The sequence below is a fragment of the Psychrobacter sp. DAB_AL62B genome, from assembly GCF_028895345.1.
Taxonomy (GTDB): Bacteria; Pseudomonadota; Gammaproteobacteria; order Pseudomonadales; family Moraxellaceae; genus Psychrobacter.
This window is the reverse complement of the sequence record NZ_SAXC01000002.1, coordinates 429897-450633: the sequence shown is the minus strand read 5'-3', so window position 1 is coordinate 450633 and position 20737 is coordinate 429897. Positions and strand designations below refer to the sequence as shown.

The following is a 20737-nucleotide window of genomic DNA, read 5'->3' as shown; positions in this document are numbered from 1 at the left end:
AATGAGCGCTTTTAATTTAGCCATTATTATCCTTTGTTAATAGGGGCTATATTTTCAGTGCAATTTTTCTAATTAACAGGTCCGCTCATGTCTGCCGATACCATCGCCCGCACCGCCTTTAAACAAGGTACTAAACCCCTTTACGACTACGACAAACATTGGGCGAGCTGCTACGAGCCTGCGCCTTATTTACCGATGAGCCGCAAAGAGATGGATGAGCTTGGCTGGGATGCCTGTGACGTCATTATCATCTCAGGCGATGCGTATGTCGATCATCCAAGCTTTGGTATGGCAATTATCGGACGCTTGCTAGAAGCACAAGGCTTTCGCGTCGGTATCATTGCTCAGCCAGATTGGAAAAGTAAAGACGCCTTTATGGAGCTTGGTAAGCCGGTCTACGCTTATGGCGTGACTGCCGGTAATATGGACAGCATGATTAATCGTTATACCGCTGACCGTAAAATCCGTAGCGATGACGCTTATTCACCGGGTAACGTCGCTGACAAACGCCCTGATCGCGCCGCTATTGTCTATAGCCAGCGCTGCCGTGAAGCCTATCCTGATGTGCCTATTATCTTGGGCGGTATCGAAGGCAGTCTGCGCCGTATCGCGCATTATGACTACTGGTCGGATAAAGTGCGTCGTAGTATTTTGATGGATGCCCGTGCCGATGTTTTATTATATGGTAATGCAGAGCGCGCCATCGTCGATGTGGTACATGGTTTATCTAAAGGCTATAGCTTTGAGCAAATGAGTAGCTTACGTGGCACGTCTTATTTATTGACCCCAACCCGTCGTCATTGGCAAGCGGGCATGACCGAAGTTGCCAGTAATGATGTCGATACGGTTGGTCGTGTTGATCCGATTATCAACCCATATGTGATGACTGAAGACGTTGACCAATGTTCAATTGAGCAAGATAAACCTTCTGATTCACCGGTTGGACAAGCCATGTCGGGAATGACAGGAATGGCAGGGCAATATCCGGGCTTCGTGTCTGAGCCAGTGGCAAATAAAATACTCAACGCAGAGCAAGTTGACGAAGAAACCCAAGTGGTACAAATGCGTGGCTTTGATAAACCGCAAACCGCTCGTAAACATAAATTTAAAATGCCACCGCGCGAGCAAACCGTCATTCGTCTGCCCGATTACGAGCATGTCAAATCCGACCCTGTACTTTATGCCCATGCCAGCCGTATTTTGCACCTTGAGACCAATCCGGGTAATGCACGCGCGCTGGTACAACGTCATAGTAGCGGCGCGGGTAACTCGCACACCTCTATCGATGTATGGCTAAATCCACCACCGATTCCTCTCTCAACCGAAGAGATGGATTACGTGTTTGACTTGCCTTATGCGCGTCTTCCGCATCCAAGCTATGGCGATGCGCGTATTCCTGCGTATGACATGATTAAATTTTCGGTCAATATCATGCGCGGCTGTTTTGGCGGCTGTACTTTTTGCTCTATCACCGAGCACGAAGGACGCATTATCCAAAACCGCTCAGAAGAATCTATCTTACGTGAAGTCGAAGCGATTCGTGATACTGCACCGAACTTTACTGGGGTGATATCTGACCTCGGTGGGCCAACCGCTAATATGTATCGCCTAAACTGTAAAGACGACACTATTGAGAAAAACTGCCGTAAACCATCTTGTGTTTATCCTGATGTTTGCGAAAATCTGATTACCGATCATAGTAATTTGACGAAGTTATACCGTAAAGCGCGTGATATCAAAGGCGTGAAAAAAATCCTTATCGCCTCAGGTCTGCGTTATGATTTGGCGATTAAAGACCCTGAATATGTCAAAGAATTGGTCAGTCATCATGTCGGCGGTTATCTAAAAATTGCCCCTGAGCATTCAGAAGAAAACGTGCTATCAAAAATGATGAAACCTGGCATGGGCAATTATGACAAGTTTAAAGCCATGTTTGAGCAGTACAGCCAAGAAGCGGGCAAAGAGCAGTATTTGATTCCTTACTTTATCGCCGCCCATCCGGGCACCAAAGATGAAGACATGATGAATCTAGCGCTATGGCTAAAAAGCAATGGCTACCGCGCTGACCAAGTACAAGCGTTTTACCCAAGCCCGATGGCGACCGCGACGACTATGTATCACACTCATAAAGACCCACTGCATAAAATCAGCCGTGACGAAGGTGATATGGATATCGTCAAATCTGGTAAACAGCGCAAATTGCATAAAGCCTTTTTACGCTATCACGACCCTAAAAACTGGGTAATGTTACGTAAAGCGCTGCAAGATATGGGCCGTGGTGATTTGATTGGTAAAAATCGTGGCTGCTTAATTCCACCATTTAATGCCAGCTTAGAAGGGCGTGAAGCCGCACAAGATAGCTATCAATCGGCACGTAAAAAGAACAGCCGCTTAGGTAATGATTCTGTAAAGCGCAATAATAATAGTGCGAGCGCGGCGAAAAACACCTCGGGTAGAAATGCGAAAAAAGTAACTAAAGGTAATTTCCAAACTCAGCATACTGGTCTACCGCCACGCAAAACTAAGTAGCTAATATAGTAGATCATGCTGCCAAATTAAGTCGTTTTTAAAGCAGTCACAACCTCTTAAGTCAGTTCAATAATAAGCGTCTATCGGCTCTCCAGTCGATAGACGCTTTCTTATTTAAAATTGATTATGTCTTAACGCACTCATTGTTCAGTTTGTTAACACTTAGCGGTTTTTAAATACCTTAAATAATAAACACCTTAAATAAACCGTTACATTATTCAGTCGTTAAGTAACTAAATGAACACGTAACAAACAATTTCTAACATTATTTAAGGGCTGTTTTCGTTAGTATATGCGCTATATGCTTAACGCATAGTTAATAACAAATACATGATAGCTTTTATACCTTTGGAGAAAACCATGAATACCCTCACTAAAATTGCTACTGCTCTACCTGCCCTCGCCCTACTAAGCGCCTGTGCCACTACTGCTCCTACTACGCCAAATACTCCTGCTTCAGAAAGCGTTACTGACGCAGCTTATGACCGTATGGCACCAGCACCTTATACCTGTACTGATGGCAGCACTATCAACGCAAAACAGTCAATCAACAAAAAACAAGTAATGCTAAACGCCACCTTGCCTAAAGTAAATTGGGCAAATCAGCCAGTTATCTTAAATGGCGCAGTACAAGGCGATACAGCAAGCTACGTCAATGAGTCAAACCCAGAAGTTGTCTATGCATGGCACATGAAAGGCGACAAAGGTATCTTTGCTATGAAATGGGCTGACGGTAAAGAATACCAAGTGAATTGCCAAGTGGGTAGATAATGATTTCGGTTTAATCGTGCATTGATAACGATAAACCTATCATTGTTAAACTTAGCATTACTATAAACAGTCATCATTTGGTGGCTGTTTTTTTATGCCTACCATTTTAAATAGTCTTATAGATGACAATACGCATTATTTAATTTTACGATAATAAGAATCAGTATTCTGACGCATTTAGCTAGAGAAGCGCCAAGAAAGCTGTCAAAATAGCCCATGTATAAAAACATCTTATGATAAACAATAGAGAGAATACGTCGATGTCAAAGCGCCTAACGAATATAGTAATAATCGCTGCTGCAAGCATGTGGGCGCTAACTGGTTGCGATAATAGCGCTGATACTGCTAATAAAAACTCTGACGCAGCGGTAACGATGGCAGACGCAGCGGCGGCAAATACGGTTGACTGGTCAGCAATGGCAAGCGGTGAACAGCCAGCCGATCTCGCTAATTATCAGTATCCGTTTGCGCTTGATAGCCAAAATGTCCGCGACTACGCCGAGTATTTCAAGGTTGATAACGCCACTGCTCAGCATAACCTAACGGTAAGTATGGCAAGTAACGAAGCGCTGTCAAAAGCATTGGATCAGCTCAGTGAAAGCTATGTCTCACATCAGTTGACCGATGATAAAGACATGACGCTTATCATTCATACCACACCCGATGTCGCTGCCAGCAGTTATGATTATGTGTTGGCTGGGGATTTTGCAAAAGGGTTGGTGTTACCTATCGTAATTCAGCCGGATGGTAAGAAGGGTGATGTGAAGGGGCATGAGGAAATGGCGGAGTGAAAGTCACCTATAGTATAGATAGATGGCAATCCAAAAAATGAGCAATTAATATAGATTCTGGGTTGCCACTAATACTTGACTGCACATTCTACTTCAACTATCGAAATACATTCCCTGATACCTCAACTGGTACATCAACATCTTTTAGAATGTGGTCGAAGTATCGTTTATGATGAAGCGCAGCAGGAGCTATATAAATTTTATCGAGATGGTCTTTAACGCTAGGTTCGTACTCGACATATAGAAAACTACCATACTCCATTGTCACTTCAGGCCTATCAACCGAAGTGATATAAATCATCCTACACTCTTGCTCTTCACGAAATGCTGAATGTTTGATTAAATATTTTAAAGGCAGAAGTATTTCTTCAGTAAACTCACTTAGCTCCTCAGCTTTAGAAACATCAAGGTTCACTCTTATGCTATCAATTTCTTGCTCTACTTCTTTATAAATAACTTTAAGCGCGTCATAGGCTTTTTTGAACTTGCTAGTTATGTTACCTATATATTTTTCATAGAGTTCCCACTCATATTCAGCTTTAGGTCTCTCAATACCATTTACAACTATAACTTTATCACCAAACTCTCTGAAAAATGTTAAGCGATTACGTTGTGCTAAATGGAAGTACTCTGAAGTTGGGTCTAAATATACACACCTCATAACGGATCGTTTTAACACCTCTTTACTTCTCTTTCCATCTTCAAGTTTTACACTATGTAGATTTACGTTATTTTTATTTGGATCACTTATATTCTCACTCGTATCTCTACCAATAGAAAGATGAGAAATACCTCCTATGAAATTTTCAGACTGAAAAAAATCTTTTCTGAATACCAAGCTCATTCCAGAAGCCTCTTTGTCGTTTTCTTTACCATATAATCTAAACTGATTTAAACTATCATGGTTAAAAGTAAAGCAGCTAATAAAAGCATGGAATCTCTCATTAAAATCCAGTGGATAAAACTCATTACTCTTAATTTCTTTTAACTTTCTAACAAGCAACTGGCCTTCGCTAGGATCATTAACATTATTTATTGTGTTGAGTCTAAAAAGGCTTGGAGATCTTTTTTTCTTATCATCACCTATTAGTAAATTAGATGTATATGTCGAAGTATAATGAGCAAGTTTCCTCTCAAACGGCTTTTCCTCATTATCATACTTATTAAAATCCAAGGTTAGAATTCCAATTATATTTAACACTATGTTTAATAATTTTAGTGAGCTTAGACCAAAGCTTTCTGTTTCTAAAAAATTCAATATTTCGCAAATTCTTATATAACATTGAGCTTCATATGGGAACATTTCTCTTGCTAATTCAAAAGAGGTTTTAGCAGCGCTATAGTCTGTAAGGGGGCTATAACTAATTAATATTCCTCCTATAGCATACTGTGCTTTACCGTATGCCTCTATATCATTATCACATTTGATGTTATGAAATGCTTTCAAAGCACCTTCTATGTCACCATTTTTATTTAATAAAAAACCAATATTGAATTGCGCTTTAGCATACGCTTCAGCATCATCTATAAGCTTAATAAGCTGCAACTCTACGATTGCTGCTTGAATATATTCAAAATCTATTAGAAAACTTGCAACTTTAAACTGAGCTTTGGCATATGCTTCCAAATTATCTTTCCGTTCAACGTTGCACCATGCTAGTAGTCCACCTTGATAATCCCCTCTTTCTGTTAAAGTAGTTCCAATTCTTAGTTGAGCTTTGGCATATGCTTCTGGATTATCAAACTTATCAATATTACGCCAAACAGTTAACGCTTCTTCAGTTTTATTAATTTCCAGCAAATTACTCCCAACATTAAATTGCGCTTGACCATATAGCTCTAGATCATCTAAACGACCTATATTCCTCCATGCAGATATTGCTCCTTCAATATCGCCACTTTCTTTTAAATAAAAACCTATATCAAACTGAGATTCAATATATGCTTTTATATTATCGGAACGCTTAACAGCACTCCATATGGATATTGCTCCTTTAGTATCACTGCTTTCAGATAAAATAAAACCAATATAATATTGAGCAGCTGCGTATATTTTTGGATCATCAGAGTACTCTATGTTTCTCAAATATTTTAATGCCCTCTTTGTTTCTCCTTCATTTTCTAGTATCTCGCCTATGGTATATTGAGAAGCTGCATATAAAGTCGAATCATATGAACGTTGAATATTAGAATATGCTTTGATAGCACTGCTCTTAAAACCGTTATAAAGCAATAATTTCCCAAGAGTAACTTGAGCTGCTACGAATAGTTTGACTCCATCTTTCTCACTCGTCACTTTCTGCAATTCTTCAATCTGTTTCTGAGTCGCTTCATCTAAATTTTCGTAGCTATCTATGCTCATTTCTCCCTACTCCCCAACCAGCGCCAAAAACTCTTCCTCGCCCACAACCTTTACACCCAATTTTTCAGCCTTAGCCATCTTCGACCCAGCCTTTTCCCCTGCCAATAACGCGGTAGTTTTTGCCGAAATACTACCTGAGACTTTGGCACCGAGCGCTTGCAGTTTAGCTTTCGCTTCATCCCGCGCCATGCTATCAAGCGCGCCAGTGATAACCCACGTTTGCCCATCAAGTGGTAAATCACTAGATACTTTTTGCTCGACTTTATCCCAATGCACGCCTGCCTCACGTAATGCGGTGATGACTTCGATATTGTGCGGTGCACGGAAGAACTTATAGGCGAGCTCAGCGGTAATAGCGCCCACATCTGGCGTAAGTAGCAGCTTTTCGATACTGGCAGACATTAAACTGTCAAGATCGCCAAATTGCTGAGCGAGGTTTTGCGCCGTCGTCTCACCAACCCCGCGAATACCAAGTGCATAGATAAAGCGCCCCAGTGTCGTATGCTTGCTAGCTTCGATAGCGCTGATAATATTTTGCACCGACTTTTCGCCTAGTTTCTCAAGCGTAATCAGTTCTTCTTGATGATTGTGCAACTGATAGATATCAGCGACCGTCTTGACCAAACCATGCTCAAAGAAGCTAATCAACCAACTTGCACCTAAGCCATCAATATCCATCGCTCGACGCGAGACAAAATGAATAAGCGCTTCTTGCTGCTGCGCGGGACAAAACAAACCGCCAGTACAACGCGCCAACGCTTCATCTTTGGGTAGTACGACTGGAGAATCACATACTGGACAAGTGGACGGTAGCTTAACTGGTTCGGAGTCTTCTGGACGCTGCTCATGCCAGACGCGGGTGACCTTGGGGATGACGTCGCCAGCACGATGGACGCTGACCATATCGCCTGCGCGTACATCAAGGCGCTGAATCTCACCAAAGTTATGCAAAGTAACATTGCTGACGGTTACACCGCCTACTTTTACCGGCTCTAACTTACCAACTGGGGTTATTTGTCCAGTACGCCCAACTTGCCATTCAATAGAGTACAGGCGCGTCATGACGGTTTCAGCAGGGAATTTATAGGCAGTTGCCCAGCGCGGCTCACGTGATAAAAAGCCGAGCTGTTGTTGCAGCGCTAAGCTATTAACCTTAATGACCAAGCCATCAATCTCAAACGGCAAATCTGCGCGTGTATTTATCACTGACTCATAATAGGCTTGGGCTTCGCGTGGGTTCTGCACTACCTCAACCGCACTAACGGTAAAGCCGATGTCTTTTAGCCAAGCTAAGGCTGCTGATTGGGTGTCGATGGCAATTGGTAGCCCTTGATTCACTGAATAACAATAGAAGGCTAGCGGACGGCTGGCGGCTATACTTGGGTCAAGTTGGCGTAAGCTACCAGCAGCAGCATTGCGCGGATTGGCAAAAGTCTTTTCTTCTTTTTCTGCGGCAAGTCGATTAAGGCGCTCAAAGCCTGCCTTTGGCATTAATACTTCGCCACGTACTTCTAACAGCGGGATATCAGTAGCAGCAGCAAGCCATAGCGGCAAATTACGAATGGTTTTGGCATTTTGGGTAATGTCCTCACCCGTTTGCCCATCGCCGCGCGTGACTGCTTGTACAAACTGTCCATACTCGTATTTTAGTGAGACCGCCAAGCCATCAAGCTTTAGCTCTATCTCATATTCGGGATTTTTCTGAGAGTCGCTTAGACGGTCATTGACACGGCGCATAAAATCGCGCAAATCATCATATTCAAAGACATTACCAAGCGACAACATCGGCACATCATGCCTGACTTGGGTAAAAGCAGATAGCGGCATATCGCCAACTTGATTAATCGGGCTGTCAGGCTGCACCAAATCTGGGTATTCTTCTTCAAGCTCCAATAAAGAGCGACGCAACTGATCGTATTCGCTGTCTTCTAAGATGGGATTATCGAGCACATAATAAGCATAGTTATGCGTTTTGAGCGACGCAATAAGCGTGCGCATCTGGGCAACGATTTCGCTTTGAGCATTGTCAGTATCGGTTTCATTGGCAGGTTGCGCAGTCGTTTTTTGAGTGTTTTTAGTGTGAGCAGCGGTTGATAAGGTAGGATCAGTCATAGTCGGCGTCTTTACGATTCAAGATGCCGATATGATAACAAGTTTGCAGGATACTCGGATATCATTTTGTAGAAAATTAGAATGTACTTAGTGTTTTACAAATAAAACGCAGCGCTGCTGGGATAGATTTCTCGAAGCCTCTGGAGTGCATAGCACACAGCAAGCGAGGAAAATCTATCCCAGTAAAGCGATGTTAAATGGGCGACTTTTTTATTTTAAACTGACTATAAGTAAAAATGAAAAAAGACAAATAACGTCAATCGCTATTTGCCTTTTAGATTACTGCCAATATTAATCAGTCTTTGTATTTATTAAGCTTTGCCTTTATTAAGATTCGTAGCTTTTAAACTTCATGCCTTTTAAATTTCATAGTCGCGGACTTGGTTACGCAGTTGCTGCTTATATTCAGGTGTGATTGGTTCATTCTCTTCATCAAGCATAATGGCATCTAAATCGCTTGCCATCATATAGGCAACGCTCATCATGCTGTCAAAGCTGCGCAGCGCTTGCGGATGCGGCAAAGACAAGAAAACCACTACACCGTTATAACTATTGGTCGCTACGCTATGCGGATCAAAAGGCGCAATACCACTATCGGTGATGCCCATCATACTGAACCATAGCATGCCTGTACCGTCTTTTTGCTCATAGCGATGGAACATATTCATCGCCCCATAGCGCAGACCATATTTATCAATTAATGCCAATAAATCACGACCACGAATCACCGCTGCTGGACGGTCGCGATACTGATGCGGCAAAATGGTGATATTGATATTGTCTTTGGCGTTGATTAATGGCGCGTTCTGAACGTCATCAACAGGCTCTGACAGATGCTGGTCGAGTATCGGGCTATTATCATTAAAGCTTGGCTCTTCTGCCGTATCAATCGATGGCATCAGACTGTCCGTCGCCGACATAAGGCTAGAAAACGCATCAGGCTCTTGCTCGATATGCATTTGCTGAGCCGCTTCTGCAAACTCAGTATTATCGGCATATTGTTGCTCATCCTGCCAGCGCGCATAATCCTCATTATTTACATGGTTGTTATCGTTATTCACATTACCGTTTATAGGATTGTGGGCAGCCGTCAGCTGTGCATCGATATTGGTATGGGGTTGGGTCAAAGGCTCTTCTTCAACGACCGCATTTAAATAACTGCGATCAGGGCCGATGCTCGTCTCGCCAGCGACCGTATCATCCAAGTCTGGCTGATCGACGATATTGCGCTCATGACGCGGTATAATTGGAATACCGTTTTTATCATAATTAACCGCTAAAGCTTCAGCGTTTTTGCGGCGCTTAAAGCTACGAATGACCATAAATAGCCCTGCAAGCACAATAAATGCGGCAATGGCAATCAATATAAACTGAATAGCGGTCATGAGAAATACATCCTAATATATGACAAAAGGGAATACACAAGAGGGGATAAATGGCAATAGTCTAGCATGGCTAATTAATATCGTCACCATCTAGTCATCGTTTACCGTCAGCCCGACATACTTGCGTTACGTTATAGCCTTAGCCCTAACTATAACACTGACCATCGCTGCCAGTTATCAATTATTTGCGCTATTGAGTAATATAGCGTGCGGCCTCATCCAGCGAAACGCTAACCAAAGTAGAAATTCCCGCGCTTGGCATGGTAACGCCTTTTAGCTCATCCGCAATCTGCATCGTCAGCTTATTATGACTGATAAAAATAAATTGCAAATCATCTGCTAATTCATGAATCAAGCTAGTAAATCGAGCAACGTTAGCATCATCAAGTGGCGCATCGACTTCATCAAGCACACAAAACGGTGCCGGATGCTGCTTGAATATCGCAAAAATTAAGCTCAACGCGGTCAAGGTTTTTTCACCGCCTGACAGTACAGCAAGGCGGCTATTACGCTTACCTTTTGGTTGTGCCATCAAGGTTAACCCTGCCCGCCACTGTTCTGACTTATGTTTATCAGCGGGTATATTGGCTGGCATATCGTCAGTGTTCAAGGTCAAACTGGCTTGCCCACCGCCAAAGACTTTGGCAAATAAATTAGCTAGCTCATTATTGACCGCATCGAGTGTCTGCATAAATAGCGTCTTGGTGGTTTCATCAATAGAAGCAATCGCTTCGGTCAACGTCTGCATACTAGCGGCAATATCTGCTGTCTGCTGCGCCAGTGGCTCTAGACGCTCATTAACCTCCGCCAATTCAGCCACTGCTGCTAGATTGACCGCGCCTATTTTACTTAATTGCTGCTCAAGCTTGCTACGCTCAGACTCAAGCTCAGCAATTTTATCTGGGCGCACACGGCGATCATGGGCAATAAAATCTGCTAATAAGTTTGAGACACTCATTGTTTGCTGCGGATGCGGCGACATGTCCGATTGCGCTTTATATTTATGACTGACGCGATAGTATGCGTCTAGGGCATCTTGCGTATGGCTACTGGCATCCTCTAAACGCGCCGCACTTAGTGCCAGTTCAGTACTATGATGAGCAAGCTTACTTTGTTGATTTTGCAATGACTGTTGCAGCGTATCTAATTCAGTCTGCTGCTGATTATATGCTTGCTTAAGCTCGGTTAGTGCCGTCTCGCGCCCAGTCAATAATACTTCTTGCTCATTGCGCGCAGTTTGTGCTGTTTGCAATGCGGTCTGCAAAGCTGGCAGTTTATGTTGCTGCTGCTCATAAGTTGCTTTTAAGCTCTGCTCGCTTTGTAATGACTTGTCATGTTGTGCGGTCGCACGCGTAAGACTGCTAACGCTGTGCTCTAACCGCATCTCGCTCTGCTGAATACGCAGTTGTAATGCTTGCCAAATATCGTCATCTGCTTGGCGTCTGTGATTTAGCTCATTACGCTCAGCTTGCAATTGCTGGCTTGTCGCACGGGCATCCACTATTTTTGGTGCCAGCGCTGTTATCTCGCTTTGGATATGTTGCTGCTCATCATTAAGCGCTTGTTGTTCTTGTTCTAATTCTTGTTGCTCTTGCTCAAGTGCGGCTTTATCAGTATTTAGGCGCTGGCTATCTGCTTGCAAGCGCTCAGCGTTAGCTTGTTTGGTGGTGAGTTGCTGTTGATATTGATGTTTATCGCGGGTCAACTGTTCAGCTTGGGCACGCGTTTCTTGCAGACTGACCGTCAGTGCATCATTGTCACGCTGGTTTTTGGTAATAGCCTTTTGCTGCTCTTGTATTTTAGTTTCAAATTCATCAAGCAATTCTTCTAATGTTTGTAAACGAGTGCGCTGCTGTAAACGCTGTGTTAGAAATTGACTACTGCTATCACTTTGACCATTTTGCGCGCCAGCAAACTTGCTTAGATTGATCGTACCTTGACGACTGATAAGCCAACCGTCAGACGTTAGCAGAATGGCTGACGATGGCAACACTTGTAAGATATTGGCAATTTCTTTGAGAGTTTGTTTATTATCGCTCTCAGGTTGGGCGATATACAAGTAACACTGCTGCCAAAGTGCCAATGCTGGCTGCGTAATCAGCTGGGATAAAGGCAATACTTTATCAGCCAAGTTATCTGGTAAATCACCAATAAATAGCTCTGCATTCACGTAATTTTGCGTAGCAGATAACCATAAGCTATGACCCGTTTCTATTGACGACTTATCTTTAATATTAACATTCTGGTTTTGCATAGCTTGATACGTAAACACATCAGTTAAATCTTGCTCAAGCGCCTGCCATAAGCTACTCGCTTTTTGAGAGTCATTGTCTGCGTTATTAACGCTTGATTGGTTGGCTTGATTTGAAACCAGCACATGACTATCCAGCCATAGCGCCAATATACTATCGAGTAGCTGCGAGTGCTCACGTCCTTTTTCACTTAGTTCAATCTGTTCACGCAAGGTTGCAACAGCCAAATTGTGATCGTTATTGACAGCATTGCTTTCTAAATCAGTCTGCTCATTAAGAGGTTGTTGAGATTTTGGCTGAGGTTTAGGATGCAATATCTGCTGTAAGGTATCGTATTCACTTGCCAATACGGCGTGGCGTTTTTCAGACTCGCTCAATTCGCGCTGCTGCGTGTTTAAGCGCTGTTGTAAATCATACGCTTGGGGTTGTAGCTCTGATAATCGCTCAGCAACGCTGTCTTGTTGGCGCTCAATCTGCTGCAATTGCTTATTTAGCTCAGTAACCTGCGTCTCTAAGGTCTGCTGTAAATTGTTCGCATCAATTTTCTCGCGCCCATCAGCACCATTATTAGTATCAATAGGCAATAGTGAATGTTGTAACTGCTGCCATAAATTCTGCCAATGTTGCTGACGGCGCTGCCACTTATCATCGCTTTGCTGATGGCGCTTTTGTGCTTGTGTGTTAATAGCTTGCTGCTGCTCAAGTGTGCGGGCATTGTCTTGCAGCCGTGATAGCTGGTTTTGCGCTTCATGCCAAGCGCGCTGTAATGGTTGCTCGTTACGTTTGTGCGATTCACGTTTGCTTGTCAACTCAGTAAGCTTGGGACGCAGTTCTTCTAATATATCCTGCTGCTCAGCTTGCTCAAATTTTAAGCGCTCAATCTCATTGACTGTCTGTACACGCTGCTCATCCAAACTGGCTAGTTGCTGCTCAATGACGGTCAGTTGTGACCTTGCATCATTAAGTTGATGCTCGGCTTGTTGATAGCTTAGCTGCTGCTGATAGTGGGCACTTTGGGCATCGTCTTTGAGCCATTGTTCTTGATTGATATGCGTTGCAAGCTTATCTTGCTGAGCTTTTAGCATTTCATAGTTCGCTTGCAGGGCTGCGACTTCGGTAGCGCTACGCTCGTGAGCTATTTTTTGCTGCTGCTGGGTATGCTTGGCTTGATATAACTGCTGAATGGCGAGCTGTTGCTTAATATCAGCAAGTGTCAAGGCTAGCGCTTCGTAACGCTGAGCACCTGCTGCTTGTTTGGACAATCGCTTTTGTTGGCTGACCAGCTCGCTTTGCATATCATACAAGCGCGCTAAGTTATCTTGGGTCTTCTCTAGCTTCTTTTGTGTTTCTTCGCGGCGCGCTTGATAGCGTGACACCCCTGCCGCCTCTTCAATAAATTCACGCAGCTGCATGGGGCTAGACTCAACAATTCGCCCAATCATGCCTTGCTCGATGACTGCATAGCTGCGTGCGCCAAGCCCCGTGCCCAAGAACACATCAACGACATCACGGCGACGACAGCGCGTGCCATTGATAAAATAGTCCGAGCGACCGTCTTTATTTACCTGACGGCGAACAGAGAGTTCTTGATATAAATTAAACTCATGTCTTATGCCATTTTGCTCATCTTGCGTATGCTCAAAAGTTAGCTCGACACTGGCGACACTTTTGGCGGCTTTATCTTGCGTACCAGCAAAGATGACATCACTCATCGCCCCGCCACGTAACTGCTTGGCAGAGGTCTCGCCAAGCACCCAACGAATAGCATCAATCACGTTAGATTTGCCGCAGCCGTTTGGCCCGACAATGGCAGTAATGCCATGACGAAAGGTAAAGGTGGTTGGATTGGCAAAGGATTTAAAGCCTGCCAGCTTGAGAGATTTTAGGCGCATGAAGGATCAGTAAACTTAGCAAAAACAGGCGGCTATTCTACCTTAAATTGTGGGGGATTTTTAGGGTTTGTATTGTCTGTATTCGAAGTTATAAGTAATAACATAAAAAGACGCTCATCTCTTTTAGAAATGAGCGCCTTTATCATGAGTCATTACATCATTAACAGTGATAAAACTAAACTAGCAACTAGACACTCAGCTTATTCTCACCAGCCACCACTTTTAACGTTTGTCCTACTGAGCTGCTATAAGTTTGTTTAAGAATATCACTGACAAATATCCATTCTGACTGACAGGACTCAGGGGTAATGGTAATTGCCATATATCCTCGTTCATTAGGATTCATATATTTCAAACCCCCTATTAGTTGAGTCAGTACCGCTTTGACCTGTGCTGGTGGATTAGGAATATACTCTTCAAAGCCTGGTGAACTGACAGAGCTAGTCGCAAACTCAACGCCAGCTGCTACGCCGTCATCAGTAGTCAGATTATTCGCCCAAGCATTGTGTGAGTCCCCAGCGAGTACTACTAAATTCTTATTATAACTTCTAGCCGCCGTTAATACCCTTTGACGTGCTGAGCCATAACCGTCCCAAGCATCGATATTGTAAGGAACAGCTGGCTGTTGTATAAGAGCTGCTTCCTTAGCCGTCAAACCTTGTGGATTGGTTTGTGCTTTCTGTACTAAAGCTAAATAAGCATTAATATCGAGCCCAAGCCTAGGATCGGCAAGGTTTAAGATCACGGGCGCTGGTATGTCCATGCGTCCCATCAGAATTTGCTGACCGAGTATTTGCCATTTGGCGGTCGATTGCTGCATCTGACTAACCAGCCAGTTGCTTTGGCTAAGTCCTAGCAGCTCCCTGTTAGTGTCATTAGTAGCTGCTCTAAAAGCAGTGGTGTCAATATAGGCACCGACAATACTATCTTGTCTAATATAATCCACATAATTAAGCTGCTTATCACGCCCGATGACACGGGTGTCTAGCATATTCAGACTCAGTAAGTCACCGAACTCAAAGCTACGATAGATCTTGCTTTGTGCTTCACTAGTGCGTATTGGCATCCATTCATGATAGGCGGTGACTGCGGCTAGCTTACGAGCATCCCAGTCTCCTTCCTTATCAGGTTGATGATTATCAGCGCCATCTTCGTAGGTGTCATTTGCCAGCTCATGATCGTCCCATATCGCAATCATTGGCGCAATAGCATGTAAGTCTTGCAAATCTGTATCGGTCTTATATTGAGCATAACGAGTGCGATAGCTACTGAGAGTAAAGGCTTCCTGTGCTGGCAGGACTTCACGATCGATAATCGCCGCGCTTGCCGAAGCATAGGCTGGTACAGTATTGCCTTGAGCATCAGTAGTAGTGCGGCCATATTCGTAAATATAATCCCCTAGATGGATTAAAACATCTAAATCATTACGCTTAGCAGCATCCGCATAAACATGAAAAAATCCTGCTGGATAATTAGCACAGCTGAAAACAGCCATTTTAACTTGATTTACTTGACCCACGGGTAAGGTCTTTGTTTTGCCAACCCGGCTGACCTTTTTGCCAACTGCAAACTGGTAATAATAAACGGTATTGGGTTCTAAAGCGTCAACATCAATCTTAACCGTATAATCTTTTACAGCGCTCGTAGTTACCTCACCTTGTGTAACCAAATCCGTCATTTGCTGATTACGCGCCATAAACCACTTAACGGTGAATTGTTGAGAGCCTGTTTTTTGCGGTGTCACTCGTGTCCATAATATGACGCGATCAGATAAAGGATCACCACTGGCAACGCCATGATCAAAGCTAACGGTCTCACCTACCTCCGTATTAAAGCTATCATCGTCAGAGCCACAACCTGTTAAGCCTAAACTAGAGGCCCCTACAGCCGTTATACCTATTGTGCCGAAACCTTTTATAAAGCGGCGTCTATCAAGGCCTGCCGTATTCTGAACACTGTTTTGGACGTTACTTTGAACATTACTATCGGATCGTTGAGATAAGCTGGGATTAATAGGAGGTCTAGAAAGAGGGGTATTAATAGGTTTTTCTAAAGTATCAACAAAAACATTATGAATAACTTTTTTGTCTGTGACTGTGTTTGTAGCACTCTCTTCATTGACAGTCACTTTCGCGGTTTTATCATTTGGCTTACTCATGGTCAGTGCTTCCTCGTACTGTATGTAGTAACCTATTATCAATAGGGCTCATGATTTTTTTAATAGCTATCTTCAATGATGACCTTCCATGATCATCTATCTCATTTATTGATCTTACTGACTTAAGCAAATAGAGATAAGCAAATAGAGATAAGCAAATAGAGATAAGCAAAATATTATCATAAACATCTAGGCATATGTACAGTATTATTCATTATGTAAATTTTCTATCTGTCTAATAACTATTCGTTTTATTTAGTAGCTTTTGTTTTTTTAATTAATGTTTCTAATGCTCAAAATATTTCTCTATACTAAACCTAAATCACCCCAATGCCACTTAATAACAACTGCCCACCAGCAAACAATAACAACACCCCAAAGGCGCGTTTAAGCATTAAAGCTGGCAATTTATACGCAAGCTTGGCGCCGACTTTTGCCATAGCGAAGCTGGCAACCGAAATAAATATAAAGCCTGTGATATGGACAAAGCCTATCGTACCCTCAGGTAGGTTGACCACGTCTTGACCAAACCATGCAAAGCCTACCGCGCCAGCCAGCGCAATCGGCAGACCGCAAGCCGCTGAAGTACCGACCGATTGCTTCATCGGTAGCCCCGCCCAATTTAAAAACGGTACGGTCAAACTGCCACCACCAATCCCAAAGATAGATGATGCCATACCAATACCCGTACCCGCACCAAACTGCACGCCCGTAGACGGTAACGGCTTGCCCAATTGCGCTTTATTAGAGAAAAATAGCATTTTTATAGCGACTAATAACGCACCGATACCAATGATGGCTTGTAATGCCTTGCCGTCAATCATATCGGCGATACCGGCACCGACCAAACTACCGATGACCAATCCCAATGCCATTTTGCGCCACACTTCCCAGCGTACGCCGTCGCGCTTATTATGCGCAGTCATTGAGCTGATTGAGGTCACAACGATGGTCGCTAAAGAAGTTCCGATTGCCAAATGGGTCACCACTTCAGGCGGAAAATTATAAGCGGTAAAAATCCATACCAGCGCCGGTACAATAATCATGCCGCCACCGACGCCAAACAAGCCAGCGCTAACACCAGCAAACGCCCCTGCAATAACAAACCACACATATAACATCATAGAACGAACCTTTTATAATAATCTCGTATTGCGCTTATTTTATCTCGTACTTATTCGCGTATCAGCGTTCTCAATTGCATTTGCCAAATCGCAACCTGAGCTTTATGCTGTCTACTTGATAGTGCTTATTGGCGACAATCGCTCAGTATATCAAAGATTACCCATGTTACATTTGCTACATTAACCACATCGACTAAACTTATGACGTCACTTGCCAGCTTGTCTCGCCAGCTACCCGAGCTTAACCATCGCCATCTAACAACTAGCGCCTCGACCAATACTGAGCTCATAGAAGCAGTGCAAAACGGTGTGCTAAACGCAGCAGTCATGCACCTGTTAACGGCTGAGAGCCAAAGCGCAGGACGCGGGCAACGAGGACGCTCATGGCAATCGCCGCGCGGCAATGTCTATCTGTCGTTATATCATCCGGTACATATGCCGATTAGTGGTTTGTTATCGTTAATCATCGGCGTCGAGCTGGCAAAAATGCCCATTATACAAACGCTAAATACGCAATTGCGGGTGCAAGGCTTGACACCAATCGGTGTCAAGTGGGCAAATGACTTAGGTTTTTATCAACATCGAAATCACAATCGACATCAGCATCAGCATCAGCATCAATATCAATCTGCCGTGGATAAATCTTTATTGGATAACCAAACACTGCCCTTTAATAAACTCGCTGGTATTCTGATAGAGCCAGTATCACAAGCGGGCAAATTGGTCGGCGTGGTGATGGGCGTTGGTCTCAATGTCCAAGCCACACCAAAGCTAACCGCGCAAACGTGCGAAGGCATGAGTTATCAAGCGATTAGCTTACAGGATATTGAACAGATGCTGGTGCCAAAACAACGAGCTAGCAGTCTGCCAAGCTTACAAGTGATTTATCAGCAAATGAGCAAGGCATTAATGGCGGCTATGACGCGCTTTGAGCATTTAGGGTTAGAGAAGCCCACTGGTCAAACGTATAATTTGGACAGCTTCTTAAAGCAGTTTGACTCGATGGATGCGCTGACAGGTCTGCGCTTGCACGTCACCCAAGACCATAATAGTGAAGAGCAAATAATGACCGGTCATGCTTGCGGTATCGATACACATGGATGTTTGCAATTAAGGCAAGATAACGGTAATATTTCTGCGCTTTTTACCGGACGCATTGACGTTATTGATAAGGCTTAAAGCACTTACTTAACGAGCACTCTATAAAGGGACTTTTATGCTCTGGCTTGATCTTGGAAATACCCGCCTTAAATACTGGCTTACCGATGATATCGGACAAATAGTCTCACATGATGCCAAGCAGCATTTGCAAGCGCCTGCTGAATTACTTATGGGTCTAACCGATCGCTTTGAGCGTTATGCGCCTAGTTTTATCGGTATCTCATCGGTGCTGGGCGATGACCTTAACATGAAGGTCTCAGAGACTTTAGGTCAGCTTAATATTCCGTTTGAATTTGTTCATGTCGATGCTGAGCACGCTTTGATGAAAAGCGCTTATAATGATGAACAGTTAGGCTGTGATCGCTGGCTACAAATGCTGGGTGCCGTTGATAAGACAAAACGTCAATGCGTGATTGGCTGCGGTACAGCAGTGACGATTGATTTGATCGATCATGCTGAGCATTTGGGCGGCTATATTTTCCCTAGTATTTATCTACAACGCGAATCATTATTTTCTGGTACCAAGCAAATTACTATCTCTAATGGCACCTTTGATAGTGTCGGTCAGGGCATTACCACAAAAGATGCGGTACATCGCGGGATTATGCTGTCTATCGTCGGTGCAATTAACGAGATTAGCACGCGCCATCCCAACTTCGAGATCATAATGACCGGTGGCGACGCAGCCATTATCGCCCAACACGTCAACCGTCCAGTACGACTGCGTGATGACTTATTGTTAAATGGTCTTGCACGCTATTTTGACCATAGCAAACGATTTTAGGGATTTGACCGCCTTTATAAAATAAACATTAAAAAAGCAGGACGCTTAAAACGTCCTCCTTTTTTATTAACTCAAACCACACTACTTTTATTTGGTCTCGTTAAACAATTCACGACCGATTAGCATACGGCGAATCTCACTGGTGCCCGCGCCAATCTCATATAGCTTCGCATCACGCCATAAACGACCAAGTGGATATTCGTTGGTATAGCCATTACCGCCAAATATTTGTATGCCTTCACCTGCCATCCACGTGGCTTTTTCCGCACACCATAAAATAACGCTGGCGCAATCTTTACGTACTTCTCGGCTGTGACCTGCGCCGCGTTGATCCAACATATCAAGGTTTTTTCCGACCGTATATAAAAAGCTACGACCAGCTTGCAAAATGGTATACATGTCTGCGACTTTACCTTGAATCAGCTGAAACTCACCGATAGCCTGTCCAAACTGTTTACGATCATGGATATAAGGGACGACATTGTCCATCACCGCTTGCATGATACCAATAGGACCGGCTGCCAAAACTGCGCGCTCATAATCTAAGCCACTCATCAATACTTTAACGCCGCTATTCAATTCACCTAAGATATTTTCTTTAGGAACCTCAACGTTATCAAAGGTCATTTCACCAGTATGGCTACCGCGCATGCCGAGCTTATCGAGCTTTTGCGCCGTACCAAAGCCTGCCATACCTTTTTCAACGATAAAGGCAGTCATACCTTTAGCGCCAAGCTCAGGATTGGTCTTAGCATAAACCACCATCACATCCGCATCAGGACCATTGGTAATCCACATTTTGCTGCCGTTTAAAATATAGCTACCGTCTTTTTCTTCGGCTTTCAGCTTCATACTAGTAACGTCAGAACCGGCTCCAGTTTCACTCATGGCAAGTGCGCCAATAAATTCGCCACTGAGTAGCTTAGGCAGGTATTTTTGTTTTTGTGCTTCACTGCCATTACGTTTAATCTGATTGATACATAAATTTGAATGGGCGCCATAGCTGAGCGCAACCGAAGCCGACGCGCGGCTAATCTCCTCCATCACGACCATATGCGCGACGTAGCCCATATCGACACCGCCGTAAGCTTCTGGAACGGTGATACCATGCAGACCTAAATCACCCATTTTTTGCCATAAGTCCATTGGGAACTGATCGCTGCTATCAATCTCAGCGGCACGCGGGGCAATTTCATTCGCAGCAAATTTTTGCACCATATCACGTAGCGCATCGATATCTTCGCCAAGCTGAAAATCTAATCCGGGTAAACTCATAACTATTCCTTGTATTTTGAGGTTTAATTTCTTAATAGCGTTGGGTCAATTTAAAAAGAGACAATATAGCTGAGACAAATTTTCCTAGCTTGCTGTGCGACTTCGTCACTCCAGATGCTTCAAAAAAATTGTCCCAGCTAT

At 43.7% G+C, this 20737-nt stretch carries 12 protein-coding genes; 5 read left to right on the top strand and 7 right to left on the bottom strand.

The annotated features are described in order from the left end of the window. Positions 1-87: 87 nt before the first annotated feature. The 3 genes from EPB74_RS04815 (at position 88) to EPB74_RS04805 (ending at position 4091) form a co-directional block, all read left to right on the top strand. Positions 88-2529 carry a YgiQ family radical SAM protein gene (locus EPB74_RS04815; protein ID WP_274903072.1) on the top strand — a complete coding sequence of 814 codons (2442 nt, stop codon included), beginning with the start codon at positions 88-90 and terminating at the stop codon, positions 2527-2529. Positions 2530-2889: 360 nt separating this feature from the next. Then, the gene (locus EPB74_RS04810) at positions 2890-3300 is read left to right on the top strand and encodes a hypothetical protein (protein ID WP_274903070.1); all 411 of its coding nucleotides are present in this window, start codon (positions 2890-2892) and stop codon (positions 3298-3300) included. 260 nt (positions 3301-3560) lie between these two features. After that, the gene (locus tag EPB74_RS04805) at positions 3561-4091 is read left to right on the top strand and encodes a hypothetical protein (RefSeq protein ID WP_274903069.1); all 531 of its coding nucleotides are present in this window, start codon (positions 3561-3563) and stop codon (positions 4089-4091) included. Between the two features lie 97 nt (positions 4092-4188). Here the strand turns inward: EPB74_RS04805 and EPB74_RS04800 are convergent, their stop codons facing one another. The 6 genes from EPB74_RS04800 to EPB74_RS04775 all read right to left on the bottom strand — a co-directional run bounded on the left by EPB74_RS04800 (position 4189) and on the right by EPB74_RS04775 (position 17373). Further along, positions 4189-6453 carry a tetratricopeptide repeat protein gene (locus EPB74_RS04800; protein WP_274903068.1) on the bottom strand — a complete coding sequence of 755 codons (2265 nt, stop codon included), beginning with the start codon at positions 6451-6453 and terminating at the stop codon, positions 4189-4191. Positions 6454-6459: 6 nt separating this feature from the next. Beyond that, positions 6460-8565, bottom strand: coding sequence for an NAD-dependent DNA ligase LigA (gene ligA, locus EPB74_RS04795; protein ID WP_274903066.1), 2106 nt, complete (start codon positions 8563-8565; stop codon positions 6460-6462). 359 nt (positions 8566-8924) lie between these two features. Next, a complete protein-coding gene (locus tag EPB74_RS04790) occupies positions 8925-9950 on the bottom strand; it encodes a cell division protein ZipA C-terminal FtsZ-binding domain-containing protein (RefSeq protein WP_274903065.1) in 1026 nt (341 codons plus the stop codon). A 190-nt stretch (positions 9951-10140) separates the two neighbouring features. After that, complete coding sequence (locus EPB74_RS04785) at positions 10141-14094, bottom strand: AAA family ATPase (RefSeq protein WP_274903063.1); 3954 nt, start codon at positions 14092-14094, stop codon at positions 10141-10143. Positions 14095-14281: 187 nt separating this feature from the next. After that, a complete protein-coding gene (locus EPB74_RS04780) occupies positions 14282-16252 on the bottom strand; it encodes an alkaline phosphatase D family protein (RefSeq protein ID WP_274903062.1) in 1971 nt (656 codons plus the stop codon). Between the two features lie 317 nt (positions 16253-16569). Then, positions 16570-17373 carry a sulfite exporter TauE/SafE family protein gene (locus tag EPB74_RS04775; protein WP_274903165.1) on the bottom strand — a complete coding sequence of 268 codons (804 nt, stop codon included), beginning with the start codon at positions 17371-17373 and terminating at the stop codon, positions 16570-16572. 204 nt (positions 17374-17577) lie between these two features. Between EPB74_RS04775 and EPB74_RS04770 the strand changes: the two genes are divergently transcribed. Both EPB74_RS04770 and EPB74_RS04765 read left to right on the top strand, forming a co-directional pair. Further along, a complete protein-coding gene (locus EPB74_RS04770) occupies positions 17578-18555 on the top strand; it encodes a biotin--[acetyl-CoA-carboxylase] ligase (RefSeq protein ID WP_274903061.1) in 978 nt (325 codons plus the stop codon). A 37-nt stretch (positions 18556-18592) separates the two neighbouring features. Then, positions 18593-19321, top strand: a complete 729-nt coding sequence (locus EPB74_RS04765) for a pantothenate kinase (protein WP_274903059.1) — start codon at positions 18593-18595, stop codon at positions 19319-19321. An 87-nt stretch (positions 19322-19408) separates the two neighbouring features. On the opposite strand, the gene EPB74_RS04760 is transcribed toward EPB74_RS04765, so the two are convergent. Next, complete coding sequence (locus EPB74_RS04760; protein ID WP_274903058.1) at positions 19409-20596, bottom strand: isovaleryl-CoA dehydrogenase; 1188 nt, start codon at positions 20594-20596, stop codon at positions 19409-19411. Between the last annotated feature and the right edge of the window lie 141 nt (positions 20597-20737).

Excerpts from the sequence above, each read along its gene's own strand:
- EPB74_RS04800 (WP_274903068.1), bottom strand. The coding sequence starts at position 6,453 with ATGAGCATAGATAGCTACGAAAATTTAGATGAAGCGACTCAGAAACAG.
- EPB74_RS04790 (WP_274903065.1), bottom strand. The coding sequence starts at position 9,950 with ATGACCGCTATTCAGTTTATATTGATTGCCATTGCCGCATTTATTGTG.
- EPB74_RS04785 (WP_274903063.1), bottom strand. The coding sequence starts at position 14,094 with ATGCGCCTAAAATCTCTCAAGCTGGCAGGCTTTAAATCCTTTGCCAAT.
- EPB74_RS04780 (WP_274903062.1), bottom strand. The coding sequence starts at position 16,252 with ATGAGTAAGCCAAATGATAAAACCGCGAAAGTGACTGTCAATGAAGAG.
- EPB74_RS04815 (WP_274903072.1), top strand. The coding sequence starts at position 88 with ATGTCTGCCGATACCATCGCCCGCACCGCCTTTAAACAAGGTACTAAA.
- ligA (WP_274903066.1), bottom strand. The coding sequence starts at position 8,565 with ATGACTGATCCTACCTTATCAACCGCTGCTCACACTAAAAACACTCAA.
- EPB74_RS04810 (WP_274903070.1), top strand. The coding sequence starts at position 2,890 with ATGAATACCCTCACTAAAATTGCTACTGCTCTACCTGCCCTCGCCCTA.
- EPB74_RS04760 (WP_274903058.1), bottom strand. The coding sequence starts at position 20,596 with ATGAGTTTACCCGGATTAGATTTTCAGCTTGGCGAAGATATCGATGCG.
- EPB74_RS04765 (WP_274903059.1), top strand. The coding sequence starts at position 18,593 with ATGCTCTGGCTTGATCTTGGAAATACCCGCCTTAAATACTGGCTTACC.
- EPB74_RS04805 (WP_274903069.1), top strand. The coding sequence starts at position 3,561 with ATGTCAAAGCGCCTAACGAATATAGTAATAATCGCTGCTGCAAGCATG.
- EPB74_RS04770 (WP_274903061.1), top strand. The coding sequence starts at position 17,578 with ATGACGTCACTTGCCAGCTTGTCTCGCCAGCTACCCGAGCTTAACCAT.
- EPB74_RS04775 (WP_274903165.1), bottom strand. The coding sequence starts at position 17,373 with ATGTTATATGTGTGGTTTGTTATTGCAGGGGCGTTTGCTGGTGTTAGC.